This window comes from Thalassolituus sp. UBA2009 (assembly GCF_002335285.1).
GTDB lineage: Bacteria > Pseudomonadota > Gammaproteobacteria > Pseudomonadales > Oceanobacteraceae > Venatoribacter > Venatoribacter alkanivorans.
Map to the genome: position 1 here is coordinate 12,566 of NZ_DDCJ01000082.1, position 16,315 is coordinate 28,880.

General features: G+C 50.6%; 13 protein-coding genes and 1 pseudogene. 5 read left to right on the forward strand and 9 right to left on the reverse strand.

Translation table 11 applies throughout. The features are described from left to right. The first annotated feature begins 310 nt into the window (after nt 1–310). The 4 genes from B3P58_RS10420 to phnX all read left to right on the forward strand — a co-directional run bounded on the left by B3P58_RS10420 (nt 311) and on the right by phnX (nt 4,272). Nucleotides 311–775: a GntR family transcriptional regulator gene (locus B3P58_RS10420; protein WP_286717395.1), complete on the forward strand. Its 465-nt coding sequence runs from the start codon at nt 311–313 to the stop codon at nt 773–775. 944 nt (nt 776–1,719) lie between these two features. Next, nucleotides 1,720–2,835, forward strand: coding sequence for a 2-aminoethylphosphonate--pyruvate transaminase (gene phnW, locus B3P58_RS10425; protein WP_286717397.1), 1,116 nt, complete (start codon nt 1,720–1,722; stop codon nt 2,833–2,835). Nucleotides 2,836–2,858: 23 nt separating this feature from the next. Beyond that, the gene (locus B3P58_RS10430; protein ID WP_286717399.1) at nt 2,859–3,452 is read left to right on the forward strand and encodes an HD domain-containing protein; all 594 of its coding nucleotides are present in this window, start codon (nt 2,859–2,861) and stop codon (nt 3,450–3,452) included. Next, nucleotides 3,445–4,272 (forward strand): phosphonoacetaldehyde hydrolase, encoded by an 828-nt coding sequence (phnX, locus tag B3P58_RS10435; protein ID WP_286717401.1) that lies wholly within the window; start codon nt 3,445–3,447, stop codon nt 4,270–4,272. The genes B3P58_RS10430 and phnX overlap by 8 nt, the downstream gene beginning before the upstream one ends. 115 nt (nt 4,273–4,387) lie before the next feature. On the opposite strand, the gene B3P58_RS10440 is transcribed toward phnX, so the two are convergent. From B3P58_RS10440 to B3P58_RS10475, 8 genes are all read right to left on the reverse strand, one after another. Then, nucleotides 4,388–5,281 carry an ADP-ribosylglycohydrolase family protein gene (locus B3P58_RS10440; protein WP_286717403.1) on the reverse strand — a complete coding sequence of 298 codons (894 nt, stop codon included), beginning with the start codon at nt 5,279–5,281 and terminating at the stop codon, nt 4,388–4,390. Nucleotides 5,282–5,468: 187 nt separating this feature from the next. Next, nucleotides 5,469–6,023 (reverse strand): hypothetical protein, encoded by a 555-nt coding sequence (locus B3P58_RS10445; protein ID WP_286717405.1) that lies wholly within the window; start codon nt 6,021–6,023, stop codon nt 5,469–5,471. Nucleotides 6,024–6,041: 18 nt separating this feature from the next. Then, nucleotides 6,042–6,365 carry a hypothetical protein gene (locus B3P58_RS10450; protein ID WP_286717407.1) on the reverse strand — a complete coding sequence of 108 codons (324 nt, stop codon included), beginning with the start codon at nt 6,363–6,365 and terminating at the stop codon, nt 6,042–6,044. 450 nt (nt 6,366–6,815) lie between these two features. Further along, nucleotides 6,816–7,070 carry a hypothetical protein gene (locus tag B3P58_RS10455; RefSeq protein ID WP_286717409.1) on the reverse strand — a complete coding sequence of 85 codons (255 nt, stop codon included), beginning with the start codon at nt 7,068–7,070 and terminating at the stop codon, nt 6,816–6,818. Nucleotides 7,071–7,137: 67 nt separating this feature from the next. After that, nucleotides 7,138–7,650, reverse strand: a complete 513-nt coding sequence (locus B3P58_RS10460) for a hypothetical protein (protein ID WP_286717411.1) — start codon at nt 7,648–7,650, stop codon at nt 7,138–7,140. Between the two features lie 73 nt (nt 7,651–7,723). Continuing rightward, the gene (locus B3P58_RS10465; protein ID WP_286717412.1) at nt 7,724–8,638 is read right to left on the reverse strand and encodes a DUF4868 domain-containing protein; all 915 of its coding nucleotides are present in this window, start codon (nt 8,636–8,638) and stop codon (nt 7,724–7,726) included. Then, a complete protein-coding gene (locus tag B3P58_RS10470) occupies nt 8,638–9,216 on the reverse strand; it encodes a hypothetical protein (protein WP_286717414.1) in 579 nt (192 codons plus the stop codon). Before B3P58_RS10470 ends, B3P58_RS10465 begins: the two co-directional genes overlap by 1 nt. 1,418 nt (nt 9,217–10,634) lie before the next feature. Further along, nucleotides 10,635–12,947 carry a hypothetical protein gene (locus B3P58_RS10475; protein ID WP_286717416.1) on the reverse strand — a complete coding sequence of 771 codons (2,313 nt, stop codon included), beginning with the start codon at nt 12,945–12,947 and terminating at the stop codon, nt 10,635–10,637. A 235-nt stretch (nt 12,948–13,182) separates the two neighbouring features. Between B3P58_RS10475 and B3P58_RS10480 the strand changes: the two genes are divergently transcribed. Continuing rightward, a complete protein-coding gene (locus tag B3P58_RS10480) occupies nt 13,183–13,872 on the forward strand; it encodes a MarC family protein (RefSeq protein WP_145469422.1) in 690 nt (229 codons plus the stop codon). A gap of 45 nt (nt 13,873–13,917) precedes the next feature. Here B3P58_RS10480 and B3P58_RS10485 read toward each other — a convergent pair. Beyond that, nucleotides 13,918–16,128 (reverse strand): annotated as a pseudogene (locus tag B3P58_RS10485) (efflux RND transporter permease subunit); the annotation flags it as partial. Nucleotides 16,129–16,315: the final 187 nt, after the last annotated feature.

Consider the following 16,315-nt stretch of genomic DNA (forward strand, 5'->3'; position numbering starts at 1 on the left):
GGAGCACACAATCGGCCCGCTTCGCGCTTTGTGGCCCGTAAATCCTTACTCACTCGGTTTTTCTGACCACGCGCCCGTGCGACATCCCTGTCGCTGCGCGCTCGCCGGGCATCCATGCCCGGCGGATCAAAAAAACCATCATTCGCTGCGGCGGGCCACGTGCGCATTAATCATTACGCGAAGCTTGTTTTCATTTCATGTTTTTATGTGGCATGGAAAGCTGAGTGTTGTTCATTTTGAAGCGCGGTTTCGCGTTATGGTTTTATGCGCCTGCAGGACGCCGNNGCTGGAATATGACCCGTCTTCGCGTGTGAATTTCTACCTGCTGGCGGAGCAGCAACAACGCACTCCGGCCACCGAATTAATTTCACAAAAACGTATTAAAGGTCCGCAGACAGCTCGCACGGCACTGGCCGTTGCCGCTGATGAAAAACTGATTGAGCTTGTGCGTCTGCGCTCCCTCGATGGTCGTCCGGTGCTGTACGAATTCATCTACCTGCCGGAAAGCCGCTTTCCGGAACTGATGAAAAAAGACCTGGAAGGCTCGCTCACCACCCTGATGCAGCGCGATTACAACGTCGAAATTACGCACGAAGATAACCGTATCTGTGTGTCGGCGGTGTATGATCAGGTGGCCGACGCGCTGTCGCATATTAACGGCGCGCCCTGTCTGGAAATTCGCCGTATTCGTTATGAAGGGGAGCGCAAAGCGGTGGAGTTTGATATTGAGCACTGGGTTCACAGTGCGATAGAACTGCGGATTCCCAGTCACTGATTTTCTTTTTTCAGCTGTTTTGTGGGAGGGGCTTGGTGGGAGCGGCTTTTAGCCGCGATACTGTTTCTGTGGCCGCTGCGCGGGTTGGCTTTTGTAATCATATCGAAGCCTTTGCGGAACGGCTAAGCAATCTCTGCGAATACTGACTGCCGCTGCGCGGGCTGGCTTTTTGGGCTGCCGCCCGGCCCTATGACCTCTTTGAGGGGTCTTACCCCTCACGCCGGTCGGGCAAACTCCCTGCTTCGCGCTGTGCAGGACTTAATCCGTTCTGAATAATCCTGCGGTCGCGGTAACGCGAATAATGGGCCGTCCATGGCCCTATTCGCTCGCCCGGCATCCATGCCGGGACGTACCGGCGCAGAATGATTCAAACCGGCGTCCTGCAGGCGCATAAAACCATAGCGCGAAACCGCTTTTCAGCTTCTGCTTTTGTCTATTTTAAAAAGCCGCGTTGCGTCTGAATAAACGCGGCATTTGTGCGGTGCCAGTCAATCAGGCAGACAATCCGGTGGAAAGCACAGTACGGCCCGGAGTCTATTCATTTCAATTATCAAACCGTAAAAGGCTCCGGGCGAATTGCTGTGCGGGCCGGATTGGCCACGCAGTTGACTGAACAGCACCGGACAGCCGCAAGAGAGGATCGGAAGGAGATACCTCTCCTTGCATGGGGGCGCAGGGGGCGGAGCACCCGCAAAGGCATTGCAAAGATTACAAAAGCCATCCCGCGCAGCGGCTACACGGATATCCTTTAACTAAAAAAGCCATCCCGCGCAGCGGCCACAGAACTCAATAATCCTCCAGCCCAACACTCTGCATTGCTGTCACAAAAACTTCATTAAACTGCCGTTGCCGCTCACTCCGTTAGCTTTTATAGTTTGCGCATTCTGGTCTAGACCAGAATGAAGAGAATACAAAAACCCACTCGGCGCAAACGTGACGGACTTATGAATAACCCTTATTTATTACTCACTCCCGGCCCCCTGAGTACCACGGCCAGTGTAAAGCAGACCATGCTGCGTGACTGGTGTACCTGGGATGACGATTACAACCTGGGGGTGGTGCAGCCTATTCGTGAACAGTTGGTAGAGCTGGCGCTCTGTGGTGAAAAAGAGTGCGCTGCAGAGGAATACAGTGCGGTGCTGCTGCAGGGTAGTGGCAGTTTTGCGGTAGAGAGTGTCATCAGCAGTGCCTTTTCGGCCGATGATAAATTGCTGATTTTAGCCAATGGCGCTTACGGTCAGCGCATTGCCGATATGGCGCGGGTACACCGTATTAATTATGTGCTGTTAACCGCTGCCGAACATGAGTGGGTGAGTCTGGAAGAACTGAATCAGGCTTTGCATGATGACCCGGCCATTACCCATGTGGCGCTGGTTCATTGTGAAACCACCTCCGGCATTCTGAATCCGCTGGCGGCCTATGCTGAAGTGATTAAAGCCGCCGGCAAAACCCTGATTGTCGATGCTATGAGCTCGTTTGGTGGTATCGAAATTCCGCTGGCAGCACTGGGTATCGATTTTCTGATCAGCTCGGCCAATAAATGCATTCAGGGCGTGCCCGGTATGGGCTTTGTGATTGCAAGACGCGATGCGCTGGCCAAATGTGCCGGTCGTGCGCGCACGTTAAGTCTGGATTTATTTGACCAGTGGCAGTGCATGGAGCAGGGCCAGGGTAAATGGCGTTTTACCTCGCCAACCCATGTGGTACGCGCTTTTCAGCAGGCGCTGGCAGAACTGGCAGAAGAGGGTGGCATCAGCGCCCGGGCACAGCGTTATGCCGAAAACCACCGCACCCTGGTCGATGGTATGCAGGCACTGGGGTTCGAGTGTGTGGTCAGCCGCGATAAACAATCGCCGTTTATTTCGACCTTTAAATATCCCGATAATCCGGCGTTCGATTTTAACCAGCTGTATCAGCGCTTAAAGCAGGAAGGCTTTGTGATTTATCCGGGCAAGGTAACGGCAACGCCGTGTTTCCGCATTGGCCATATCGGTGATGTTTTCCCGCAGGATATGCAGCGTTTGCTGCAGGCGCTGGAAAAGCACCGCTTCTGGCTCTGACAGCCGACAACGGAGGAATCATCATGCGCTTACGCACGCTGGCACGCAAAGCCGTGGATCAGGTCTGGCAACCCTTTGCCGATTACGGCCATATGCCACTGGGGGAAGATATTTCCCAGACGCGGCATGCTCTGCAATGTGCCTGGTTTGCCGAACAGGATAATGCGCCAGCGCATCTGGTTATTGCCGCGCTGCTGCATGATGTTGGCCATTTAATTACCTGGCAGGAACAGGGGCTGCATCCGGAAGCCGGTGGCGATAACGGCTACCACGAAAAAGTCGGCGCGGCTTTTTTAAGTGAGTATTTTGCCGATGACGTGACCAAACCCATTCGTCTGCATGTCGCGGCCAAGCGCTATTTATATTCCACCGATGCCGTTTACCGCGAGTCGCTGTCGGCGGCATCACAGCAGAGCCTGGAACTGCAGGGCGGCTGGATGGATGAAAGCACCTGCCGCGCCTTTGAATCTTCGCCCTGGTTTGTCGACGCTTTACGGCTGCGTAAATACGACGAGCAGGGTAAACAACCGGCCTTACAAGTACCGGGCATTGACCATTATTACGAACTATTAATTCAGCACACCCGTGTGGTGCAGGAGCGCAATACCCATGTTTAAATCGCAACGTTTTTTTGCCGGGCCAACAGAAGCCGTTATTCTCGACTGGGCGGGCACCACCATTGATTTTGGCTCGCTGGCACCGGTTTACGCCTTTATGGAATTATTCGCCGCCGAAGGTATTGAAGTAACCCAGGCCGAAGCGCGTGAACCCATGGGTACCGAAAAACGCGAACACATTACCCGTATGCTGGCCAATCCGCGTATTCATGCACGCTGGCTGGAAGTGAAAGGGCAGGAAGCCGACAGCGCCGAAATCGACCGCCTGTACCATGCCTTTGCGCCGATTCAGACGCGCATCGTTGGCGAACGTGCACAATTAATTCCGGGCTGGAAAGCCGCTTACGACCAGCTGCGTGAGCAGGGGTTAAAAATCGGCGGTAATACCGGCTACGGCCCCGGCATGATGGAACCGGCATTAATCGCCGCCAAAGATCAGGGTTACGAACCGGATGCCTGTGTATTCGCCACCGATGTCCTGCGTGGCCGCCCATACGCCGATATGGCGCTGGCGTTAGCGCTGCAACTGAGCGTTAACCACGTCCACGCCTGCATTAAAGTAGACGATACCTTACCCGGTATTGAAGAAGGCCTGCGTGCCGGTATGTGGACCGTCGGTGTCAGCGTCAGCGGCAACGAAGTCGGCCTGGATCTGGCCGACTGGCAGGCGCTTTCCGCCAGCGAACAGGCACAGCGCCGCAGCAAAGCAACCCAGCGCTTTAACGATGCCGGAGCACATTACGTGATTGATTCGGTCGCGGATTTACCGGGCGTTATTGCCGATATTAATGCGCGTCTGGCGCGGGGAGAAAAGCCCTGAACGGAATTCAGGGCAGGGCTTTCTGAGTGCGCAAAGAGTGGGATGATGCTTTAACGGATGCTGTTGGTGGTGTCCGTTAAAGCAATGGCGATCATGATTCACGAAGCCATGATATCTAATTTTTTCCGGCATTCGCGAGCTTAGAGGCAATTTCAAGTATTTCATCTTTCATTGCTAATTTATCTACCCAATGTGAGGGGATATTCTCAAGACCGTAAAAGGCTCCCGCGATTTGTCCGGCAATGGCAGCCGTTGTATCCGCATCATTCCCGATGTTAGCAGCCATAAGTACACATTCTTCAAAACTATTACTATTCATAAAACACCAGAGTGCGGACTCCAGACTCTCAATAACATAGCCGCTGCCGGTTAGCTGTGAATATGAGTTATCGAGGAATCGCACTTCGGATATGCCGGAAACTTTATCTGTGGCCGGTTTATAAGTATTCCGGGTAAAAATTTCAGTTTTTTCAGTGCTCGTATAAGCATGGTAAAGAAGGCTCGCGAATAACTTGCAGCTATCGATGCACTCTGCTGATCCATGCGTTGTGCGAGAACTTTCACCAGCAAATTTTATGCACTCTTCCAGATCTGAAAAGAACATTGGAATTGGTGCAAGTCTCATTAAAGAGCCATTGCCGGAAGAGTATTCATCCACAGCACCTGAAAATGGATTGCCGCTTTCAAGATAGCTTCGGAGGGCAGTTGATACCGTGAAGCCGATATCGAAGCATTCTCCCGTTGAACTCATGTAACCATATTGATACCAATTGCAGTATCGGTTCATCTGATCAACGGCATCGAAACCGTTTCTGAATACAAGACTGTGAGCCAGGCATAAAGCCATGGATGTATCATCTGTCCACTCGCCGGCATTAAGCCTGAACGGCCCACCACCCATCATATCGGTGACAGGTTCAAAGTTGCCTCGAATCTCAAACTCGACTGTTGTTCCGACGGCGTCACCAATGGCCAGGCCTACTAATGAACCTATTTTTCTGTTCTCCATGCATCCTCCACAGAGTAGTGCTCAAAGTTGAGAGCTTATATGTCAGCTTGATTGGATAGGTTGTTTCCTGATCATGGCGCCTGCATAGGCTTTCCTACACCACATTTTTAAACACCAATGTTATCACTTGCTTCCCGCCAACGATTCCGTGACCGAAAGAGCTATCATGGTTAACTCTGGATGGCTTCTAAAATGAGTCTGGCCAATTGTTTTCAGAGAAGTATCGGGCTTCTTCTAAGTAACCCAGGCAAAGCTTCTTCTTTTCTGATAATTCCACATCGTCAAGCTCCTGAACCGCTCCCATTGTATTTTTAACGAATGTATCGAAATCAGACTTAGTGGGTTCTAATAGTGGCACGGAGCATGATAAAAATATCTCATGGTCAGTCATGATTGATAAGGCTGACTTTGGATTGTTCTGAATGGCGTTGGCGAACGATAAAAATAATGAAGTGGCTATCCAGCCATCTGCGTGCTTTTCCAGCAATCTTCCTAATGTCAGCCAGTCAGGATCACCGGATTCTATTCTTTCAAGAATAGTACTGAACTTTGATCCGTGAGAATAAAGTGAAAAAGCATATTCTTTCGCATCCGCTGAATTCAGCCCAATTCTCATTGTATTCAGATCCGGTAGCGCATCGGCATCGGCAATGGCAAGTGAGCATGCAATGATCAGAGGGAGTAAGTATGTGTATTTCATGAATTCTAAACCTTGAATCGATGGGGAGGTAACCATTGCCATACCCGATTATGCTTCTTTTTAAAGCTTATCAAATATAAGCATTAGCGCCGCTGCAGCAGACAGGATGTCATCACCTTCGTGATAGCCTACCCACTGGCCGTGCCGGTAAATGTCATGACGAAGATTACCAACCGATTTTACCTCACCAACTAAAGCCCCATCGGCAGTGATTACTTTTCCGAGCTCTAGTTCGGCAATGACTATTTTGGCATCGTTATAGATTTTTCCGGCGAAAAACTCACCCTGGCGTGACGAGTGATCCGGATTCCAAAGTACGCCAAATTTGGAATAGCCAAGTAACTCGCCGCTTGTATTCCTGATATATTGCCTAGGATCTGACATGAAATGAACTCATAAAGCGCTGCTCCCAGCCTGGTATGGCTTCAATAGATCTGAAAATTATTACTTTCAGAATCTCTCCAATACAACGGACAGTATACGCGGTTTTTAATAGTTGTTGTCCGAATTAACATGCCTGGCTGATGATTCCCAGGTTTCTGATATTTGAGCCAGACTGAGAGTGAACAACGCTTTCCGCCAGCGAACAGGCACTGCGCCGCAGCAAAGAAATCCAGCGCTTTAACGATGCCGGAGCACATTATGTGATTGATTCGGTCGCGGATTTACCGGGCGTTATTGCCGATATCAATGCGCGTCTGACGCGGGGAGAGAAGCCCTGAGCTGAGTTCAGGGCAGGGCTTTTTGAGTGCAGAAAGAGAGGGGTGATTTAGCGGGCGCGTTGGTGGTGTTCGTTAAAGCGGGGGAAGATCAGGGCGATCGTTGAGAAACTTGTTATGTTTTTGCACTACGACCTCCTACTATTGCGAACCAAAAAAACGCTACTCCAGCTAATACAACCGCAAGTGCCGTATGGTTTGGCTCTATGCTGCGTACATAAATCAAAGGCGAGCCAGCCATCGCCAATGAAACAAATAGGTATGCAAGTTGCAGCCACCTTTTTGTACCGTTCATATTCTTCCGCCAGGCATTCAACAGCAGAGTGCCAGCCGGAATAAAAACGATCATGAATACTTCAAATATTCCCATATATCTCTACGACACATAACGTCCGCATAATTGGCTAAAAATTGTTAATGCGTTTGTTAGGGCTTGACTAATCGTTATAGGCATTGAAAGTCTCGATGAGCTTACTTGAAAGAAGGTATTTGTCATGCATAATTAGCTCAATAGCAAGCTCATTACCTTCTAGCCTCATTTTATTTTGAAGGTTTTCAAATTTAACGAAACGATTCACTGTTTCATTGTCTACGAGCGCAAATACTTTCGCCGGAAGCCTCGACTCATTAACCGAAGCAATAATAGAGTTGTCGGGGTAAAAGTAAATTTCAGAAACTTCATGTTCAGAAGGAGTAACACACTTGAATGAGCCATCAGGAAGCTTTATGACAACATGACCCGTAAGTTTAAGGACTATCTTCCCAAGTTGAGAAAATGACCAACCAAATTGGATCTCACCGCTATTTGTCTCTAAGAACTTTAGAACGTTGTTATAGCACTCAACCTTCTTACTACCACTGAACGGCTCAATAGAAACTCGCTCAACAGTTGATATACCAAGTGACTTCAAGAATTCATAAGGCAAATCTTTTGGTATCAAATAATCCACAAAACCCTCCTTGCAGCCCTAACGCCTAAATCAGGTGCGCCGTAGGCGTCACTTGGATTTTCTTGTTAAGCACCTAAACTTGAGTCGCATCAGGTACATCATAGATATTATCTGTTATCTCACTCATAAGCCTGTGATCAAGCAGAACATTTATGATAGTACTCGCTGTAGTTTCACAAGGAATTATAGTGTTGTTTGATAGGTCAAAGTTAATACCCCAATTTCTTGTAGTATTTACTCTTTGCAGAGTAGGAATAAAGTTTGGTCTGCTGTAAATCCCTTTTTTTTCGATAACCGCCATCCGTCTCAACTGTATGGAATTTGTGCCAACATATTCGATGATAGGAGTTATGTCAGAAAATAAGCCACTAAATGCTGGAGTTTGTTGGAGCAGCGTAAATGCCTGAGCATATGCAGCTCTATGTTGCATAGCGGACTCAAACCCACGCTTGTTAGCGACGAAAACAGTATTATTAATCACATAGAAGTCAAAATTTTTCTCTATGGAAAAGCTATTGTCCTCAACCCCAGATAATTCACCATTTGAAAAAATCATATTGATGTATTTTTTTGGATATGATGTTTTCCATGTAGAGGTGGATCTTTTTACTGCATAAACAGTAGTTCCGTTTGAAGTAAATTTAACTACATACCCCTTTGCACCTTTCAGGTCTTTTGTATCTGTAATTCTATGTTCACTCTCAAGCCGATCCACTAGTGCTTTCAGTTGTGGAAAATCTGTACTTGTAGGGTCAATAGACAGGCAGCTATTCTCATTTGTCTGAGATATGTAAGTATAAGGTGTATGCTCAGTGATCCTCTCAATCTCTGTTGCAATGAAATCCTTTAACTGTGTGTTTAGACCGTCTTCAGTTTGAACATAAAATGTTCTGAAACGTGTCGCACTGCTACTGTCCTTGAAAACCCACAAATGTGGTGTTGAATTTGCAAAATCAAATGATTTTAAAGATTGAAAGTCAGCTGTCATTAGTTTTCTCGTGCAATATAAAAATCTTGTATCGTTTGGACTTTATAATTTCCAGGGGTTAAATGCCCCTTTTTTAAAATCCTTACATCTCTAGACTGTCCGTTGATATTGATCTTTGCCTCGTACAACCTCCAGCCGAACATTAATAAAAGTGGGTTCATAATGATCTGCCCAGACTTGTATGTTATCGCAAACATCCAAAGTAAGAAAACTGCAAACCCTAAGAGTTTTTCTGGTGCTTCATAGCTCATCCCCATAAATGAAACGACATATGGAAATACATAATTAATAATGTCATTTGGTATTGTTTTGGAACTTTCCACCTGCGCATTAAATGGAAATGATATCTTCTTCAAAGAAAGATTGGATACAACTACAGATAAAAAAGTAACAGCAATAAATATGATTGATAAATACGGACTATTAAATGGGTTAAACAAACAGTTGTCTATATCAGAGAAATCACAGAATGAGTTGTCCCACCATGACATAGGGATATCTTGCACTGCGAGGATCAAAGCCAATGGCAAGTATGAGCCTATAAAAATTATAAATGCAGATAGAACTCTAAATTGCATTTTCTATTACCACTTTGATTTACTCCAAAATGCTGATGATTAGTAGCGCTTAACAGTTTATTCATAGGCGTGCTCGTTTACACACCTAAGACCTTATTCAGACTCCCAGCCTAACCCATTGTCCGGGCTGTAAAAATCATCGTTATTCTTTTTCTTGTCAGACTATAAACACGCATGCGTATTTTCGTCCTGATATCTTCTTTACACTTTGCAACTATCACTTTCTGATAGTAACCAGCGTCTATCTGCTCTTTTTATTCCAGACACGCTGCCGCCCGTCCTTATAAGCGCAGGGCAGGAGTGGCGCATGTTTGATATCGGGGTTTCAGGCGGGGAGGGGGATCGGATTAGGTATCTGTCCGTTAAGTGTGTAGCTGCCTCCCTGCTATGGTTTGAGAGTACTGAAGTTTGGGATGAGGTTCAATCTGTTGATAGATTTGGTTGCAAGTGGCAAATGACGACAATAGCTTTGGTGGGCAGTGCCCACCCTACATTTCTGCTTCTACGGGGGTATCGCGGCTGAAAGCTGTTCCCACAGTATCAATTGTTCCGAGGTTTCGCGGGCATGGCCCGCTCCTACAAAGCCGATCCGACAATGGGGTTCAATCCGGTGATAAATTTGGTTACAAGTGGCAAATGACGACAATAGCTTTGGTGGGCAGTGCCCACCCTACCTATCAGCGTGAGCGTATGGCTGGCCATGTCGCTAAGATCCGCTCCCTGTATCCGATTGACCGCTAGTAGGTTTGTCGGCGGCATCGCGGGCATGGCCCGTTCCTACAATGCTGTACCTGAACTGATATGCGGCATTGCGTCTGAGTTTATGGAAACCCCTTTTCAAAAAGTACTCTGTTTGCTCTGAAAAGCCGCATTGCGTCTGAATGAACGCGGCATTTGTGCGGTGCCAGTCAACCAGGCAGACAATCCGGTGGAAAGCACAGTACGGCCCGGAGCCCATTCATTTCAATTATCAAAGGGTAAAAGGCTCCGGGCGAATTGCTGTGCGGGCCGGATTGGCCACGCAGTTGACTGAACAGCACCGGACTGCCGCAAGAGAGGATCGGAAGGAGAGACTTCTCCTTGCATGGGGGCGCAGGGGGCGGAGCACCCGCAAAGGCTTCGATATGATTACAAAAGCCAGCCCGCGCAGCGGCCACTGAAACAGTATCGCGGCTAAAAGCCGCTCCTACAGCCGCTTCCTCAAAGCCGCTTCCTTAAAGCCACTCGCACAAAGCACTACAGTCATTCCCAAAAAACACTCCCCACAAACGTTCAGCCCAAAACCGCGCTGCCCGGCTGCCAATCGCAGCCATAAAAAAACCGGAGCCTCTGCTGCACTTCCAGCAGAAACTCCGGTTTTATTACATCTCAGTGCAGACAGCTCTGCTGATGCTCTCCCGCGCACCTGCGCGAAAAAATTAAAGCGTCAGCAAATACTGCACTAAATCATCCACTTCAGCGCTGTTCTGCGCACACCACGGATGCGGTGCTGCAGGCATGCCAATCGGCTCGGCGGTGCCCATTTCATCCGGGCCGTATTCAGCGCGCATTTTCTGGTAATCCCAGTAATAGTGGTCTTTGTCCCAGGGTACGCTGACAAAATATTTATGCCGCTCGATAAAGAGGTTACGTTTGTAGCCTTTATCCAGCTTGGTTAAATATTTCGATTTAGGTACACGGAACACGTCGCCTTTGCGGTTCAGGTCGGGGAACGGCGTAACATGATCCGGGCCACCGGTATCCGGGCGTACCGGTGCGTGCAGGGTGTAGTAGTTGGTATACAGGTTACTGCCCGGTGTGCAGCGTTGCGGGCTGACCAGATCTTCGAGGTTGCGCACATGGCCGTCCGACAATAAACCACGGTGCTGAGTCCAGTACAGATCGCGCAGGAAAGTCGCACGTACCGATTCGGTTTCTTTCTGATAAATGGTCGGGGTAAAGAAGCGGCCGACTTCATCCAGCCTTACCATTTTCTCGTTGGTATTGGCACCTACGCCGTCGCTGTGGCAGCTGCTGCAGTCGCGCTCATAAGTGGCCTTACCACGGTTAACCGCGGCGCTGACATCGGCGTATTGTTGCCAGCCGGTCTGTACAAATTCCCCTTCGCTTAACTGAGCATTGCCGGTTTGCGCGCTGAGTTTATTGCTGTATTTCAGCCAGCGGTATAAACCGACGTTGCGCAGGTCATCGTCGTCCTGATCGAGGGTGGTCATATAGGCGGTCAGGGCTTCGAGCCATTCTTTGCTCATCGCACCCTGCGCGCCGTCCGGTTCTTCGGAGTGAATATAAGAACCTTCGAAACCCACATAGGATTCGGTGTGCGATAACGAACGGCGGATGGCCATGTAATTGGTCACGTTCGGAATGGCAATGGGCGAGAACTGGTAGTCGTTGTCGGTATGGCTGCCTTCGCCAACCACGCGCACCATATTGTGTTCACCGGCACCGGCGGGCATATGGTAAAGCAGCATATCTTTGGCGATGTCTTTTTTACCGCTGTTCCAGCTCGGGCCTTCTTCGCTGGTATAAATACCGTCGAAGGTGTTGGTGAGGGTTTGCAGCACTGTCCATTTCATCGACCAGTTGGGGTTAGGTAAACCCGGAATCACTTTGCTGATGGCCTGGCCCGGTGCTTTTTCATAACTGACTTTATAGCCGTGGCAGGAGGCACAGTTAAAACCAATCCATTCGCCATTGCCTTTATAAGGCTCGTTGGCTTCGGCGTAGCGGTAACCCACCCAGCCGCTGTCGCGGGTATTGCCTTTGAATTTCGCCGGTTGTGTGGTTAAGAAACCGGGAATCGGTGTCGCCATCGGGTAGGAATTAAAATACACATCGTCGATGGCTTCGTCCGGTACTTCGCCGCGTACGGTTTTTACTGCACCAAAGAGTTTCGCCGGGTCGGCTTTACCGCCGGCAATCGGGTCGTTGGCTTTGTAATTAAAAATCGCATTCCAGTCGAGTTTGCGCACGCTGTGCGCTACACCGATGTTGTAATCGTAAGACCAGAAAGCCTGACGGCCTTTTTCCACCAGTTGCTCAAAGCCAGGGTTATTCACGCTGACATCTATCGGCGTGGTGGATTTTGCATCGCTCAGGGTCGAGACCACATCGCAGTCGTGCTCGAAGGTGTCGGAAATAATCCGTGAGGTTTGTGCATCAATTACGTTATGGGCCTGGCCCGGATGTTTTAATGATTCATTAAACCCGGTGCGCTTTTGTACCTGCACAATTAACGGCCCGCTGCTGGCGTGGTCGGGTACGCGGAAGCGGATTTCGCTGTCGTTCCAGCTGAGAATGTTTTTATCCCAGCTGTCGAATTGCTCGTCGCTTTCAAAATTCACCTGATCGTTAATGGCCAGGTACTGGGTGAACATGCGCAGGTCGGTTTCCAGAATACGGGTATTGCCGAGCATGACTTTTGAGAAGTCGATGTCGGTACCGCCACCAAAGCCGCTGCCTTTTAAGGTAACTTCGTCACCGGCATTCAGTTGTGCAGTATTGGCAGAACCGGCACTCCAGCGCAGTTCGCCATTGACCAGTAATTGCAGAATCTCCGGTTGCGGAAAGCTGGCCGCCGAGGCCGCACGCTGTGCTTCGCGGCTGGCGTCAAAGGTACAGAGCGTTTCCTGATCGGGAAATTCACCGGGCAGTTCGGTAATGCAGCCGCTGAGCAGCAGCGGTACGGCCAGCAATGCCAGCCCTCCGCGGGTTGGGTATTTGATTGTCATGGTGGCTAGGCCCCTGATTATTATTGTTGGTAAGAATGCGCCGCTGGCCGGCAGAAGCGGCCAGCGGCTGTATCACGCTATGCCTTGCTGTATGGGGCGACAAGCCTATGATGGAGGCTTCGGCGGGTTGGCCTGAACTACGCTAGTACGTTTGTGCTAAAAGCTCAGGGTGGCGTATTTTATCCGCCCGATAGCGGCCACAGAGCTGACGATTAAACCAAGCGGAGAGAGAGGGATGGACGACAGTTTTTTGCTGGCACTGGCAACCTTGTTTGCCACCGTCGGCCCGGTGGATGTGGCGGCGATTTATGCGGCCATCACTCTGCATGCCAGCCAGCAGGAGAAACGGCGCATGGCCTGGCGCGGTGTGCTGATTGCCAGTGGCGTACTGCTGCTGTTTGCGCTGGTCGGCGATCTGGTGCTGCATACGCTGGGTATTTCGCTGGCGGCACTGCGCACCGCCGGTGGCATTATGCTGCTGCTGATTGGTCTGGATATGGTGTTTGCGCGTAATTCCGGCGCCATCAGCACCACGCCGCTGGAAGAAGCCGAAGCCCGCCGGCGCGGTGATGTGGCGGTGTTTCCGCTGGCGCTGCCGTTAATTGCCGGGCCCGGCACCATGGGCGCGGTGATGCTGCTGATGGCGCAGGCCAGCGATGACCTGACGGCGCAGTTATCGGTACTGGCCGCGTTGTTAACCGTTATGCTGATCTCGCTGTTGTGCCTGCTGGCGGCCAGCCGCTTAACTCAGCTGCTGGGCGTAACCGGCATGCAGGTCATTACCCGCGTGATGGGCGTTTTATTATGCGCTCTGGCGGTCCAGTTCGTGTTTGATGGTATCGCCGGGAGTGGTCTGCTCAGCCATAGTGCTGACGCCGCTGCGGCCGCTTCTGTTGCGCCCGGCATCACCACGGTCGAGCAGTAATAACAGCGGCGGCAGCAGCAGAAAATCAATCAGCAGTGCCACGGCAATCGACAGCGCCAGCAGGTTGCCCATATTGGTGCTCGGATTAAAGTGCGAAAATTCCAGCACGGCAAAACCGCCGACCAGAATGGCGGAGGTAATCAGCAGTGCGACGCCGACGGTGTGGAACGCATAACGGATGGCATCGGCGGCCTGCATCGCCAGCGCTTTGCGTGCGTGCTGGTATTTACTGAGAAAATGCACGGTGTCATCCACCACAATGCCAAGGCTGAGACACACCACCACCGAGGTGGCGGTATCCACCAGGCCGCTGATCATGCCCCATAAACCGTAGGCCATCGCCGCCGGCAGAATATTCGGAATCATGCTGATTAATCCCATTTTCCACGACCGCAAGGCGGCAATCAGCAGCAGCGAAATTAATATCAGCGCGAAGCCGGTGCCCTGCAACATGCCATGAATATTGCGGAAGGTAAGGTTGGCAAATACCACATCGAGGCCGGTGGCTTCGCTCAGATGCAACAGCGGTGCATGTTGTTGTGCCCAGGCAACGGCGGCCTGTTCTACGCGGATAATATTGACCGAATCGGAGCGGTATAAACGCACCTGCAGACGTGAAGACGAGCGGTCATTATTGACCGTATCGTCCAGACCCAGCCCCAGCGGTAATGACAGTTCGTACAGCAATAAATACTGTGCCGCCGCTTCGGCGGAGTCGGGTACGCGGTAAAAGGCCGGATCGCCGCCGTTTAAATTCTGATTAAGGCGTTTAATGATGTCGGTCAGGCTGCTGACGTGTACGACCTCGGGCTGAGCACGCAGCCACTGACTGAAGGCTTCCAGCTGCTGCAGATAGTCAACATTATTAATGCCCTCCGCCTGCTGGCTGTCGGCAATCATAAAGAGCAGATGCAGGCCGCCCAGTTCGCGGTCGATCATGTCGTTGGTCTGGCGCACTTCAAAACTTTCGTCAAAAAATTCATGCCAGCGTTCGGTAATTTCGTTGCGGCTGATCTGGCTGGCGCAGGCGGCAACAATCAGCACCATGCTGAGCAGCAGGCCTTTATGATGACGCACAATCAGGTCGGCCAGACGGTCAATCCACTGGTGGTTATTTTCGGCGCGTAATTTTTCCGGCACCGGCAGTAACGCCAGCACGGCGGGCAGAAAAGTGAGGGTAAAGGCCCAGGCAAAAAATACCCCGGCGGCAATCATATTACCCATATCGCGGTAAGGTGGAGAGTCGCTGGTATTCAGGCAAAGTACGCCGACCATGGTGGTAATACTGGTGATTAAAACCGGGGAGAAATTCAGCCTCATACTGTTAAGCAGCGCCTGCTGCCGTGGCTGGCCGTGGCGCAGGGCAAAATAATACGACACCAGAATATGCACGGTATCGGCGACGGCAATGGTCATTATGGCCGTAGGTACAAAACCGGTGGGCGGTGTCAGGGTATAACCCAGCCAGCCGAACAGGCCCATGGTGGACACCACCGAGAAACTGATAATGCCGAGAATCAGCAGGGTGCCCGACAGCGTGCGCAGGGTCAGCAGCATAATGCTGATCATCACCAGGTAAGACACCAGTAATAATGATTGGATATCCTGATGAATGGCTTCACCCATGGTGACATTGGAAACCAGTGAACCGCTGAGCATAATCCTGAAATCCGGGTAGCGGGCGCGGAATTCATCGGCCAGGGCGCGGGCGGCGTAGACCACCTCCGGGGATTTTTCGGCGCTTTTTCCTTCCGGTAATAAAAAGCGCACATTAATGCCGGAGGTGCCGCCATCGGCAGAGATTAATTTATGCAGCAGCTCGGGTAATGAAATAGCCAGTTGCTGGAGGCCGGATAAATCTTCCGCTAATTCTTCTGTGCGGTAAAAATCGTTGATCAGCAGGTCATCGCCATCAACCTGGGTGTGCTGATAATTCTGCAGCGAGTCGACCCGCTGCGAATAGGGCAGCTGCCAGCCGCGTTCAGTCAGTTGTTCTATCAGCCTAAGCCCCTGTGGGGTAAACAGGCTGCCGTTGGGGGTTTGCACCAGAAAATAAATATTATCCTGATTCGAATAAGTGCGCTCCATGGCTTCAAAGGCCTTTAGCTGCGGATTTTCCGGGCCAAAATAGGTGCGGAAATCGCTGGTAAAGCTCAGCTTCAGTACGCCGCTGGCAAGCAGGCCAACGATTAACAGGGTAAAAAACACAACGCGGCGCGGGTGGCTGATAACCCACTGTAGGTAGCTTTGGATCATGGTGAAAATGCCTGCAGGCAGAAATTATTATTGTCGGCCGATTGTAGGCCGGTCAGGCCTGCCCACAAGGGGGAATTCCGCCATTCGGATACCTCTTCAGGCGTATAGCGATGGGCGCTTCAGGCTCTCGCCGCTATACTGGGGCAGACTTTCAGTCTGATACAGCAACAAAAAGCAACAAACAGGA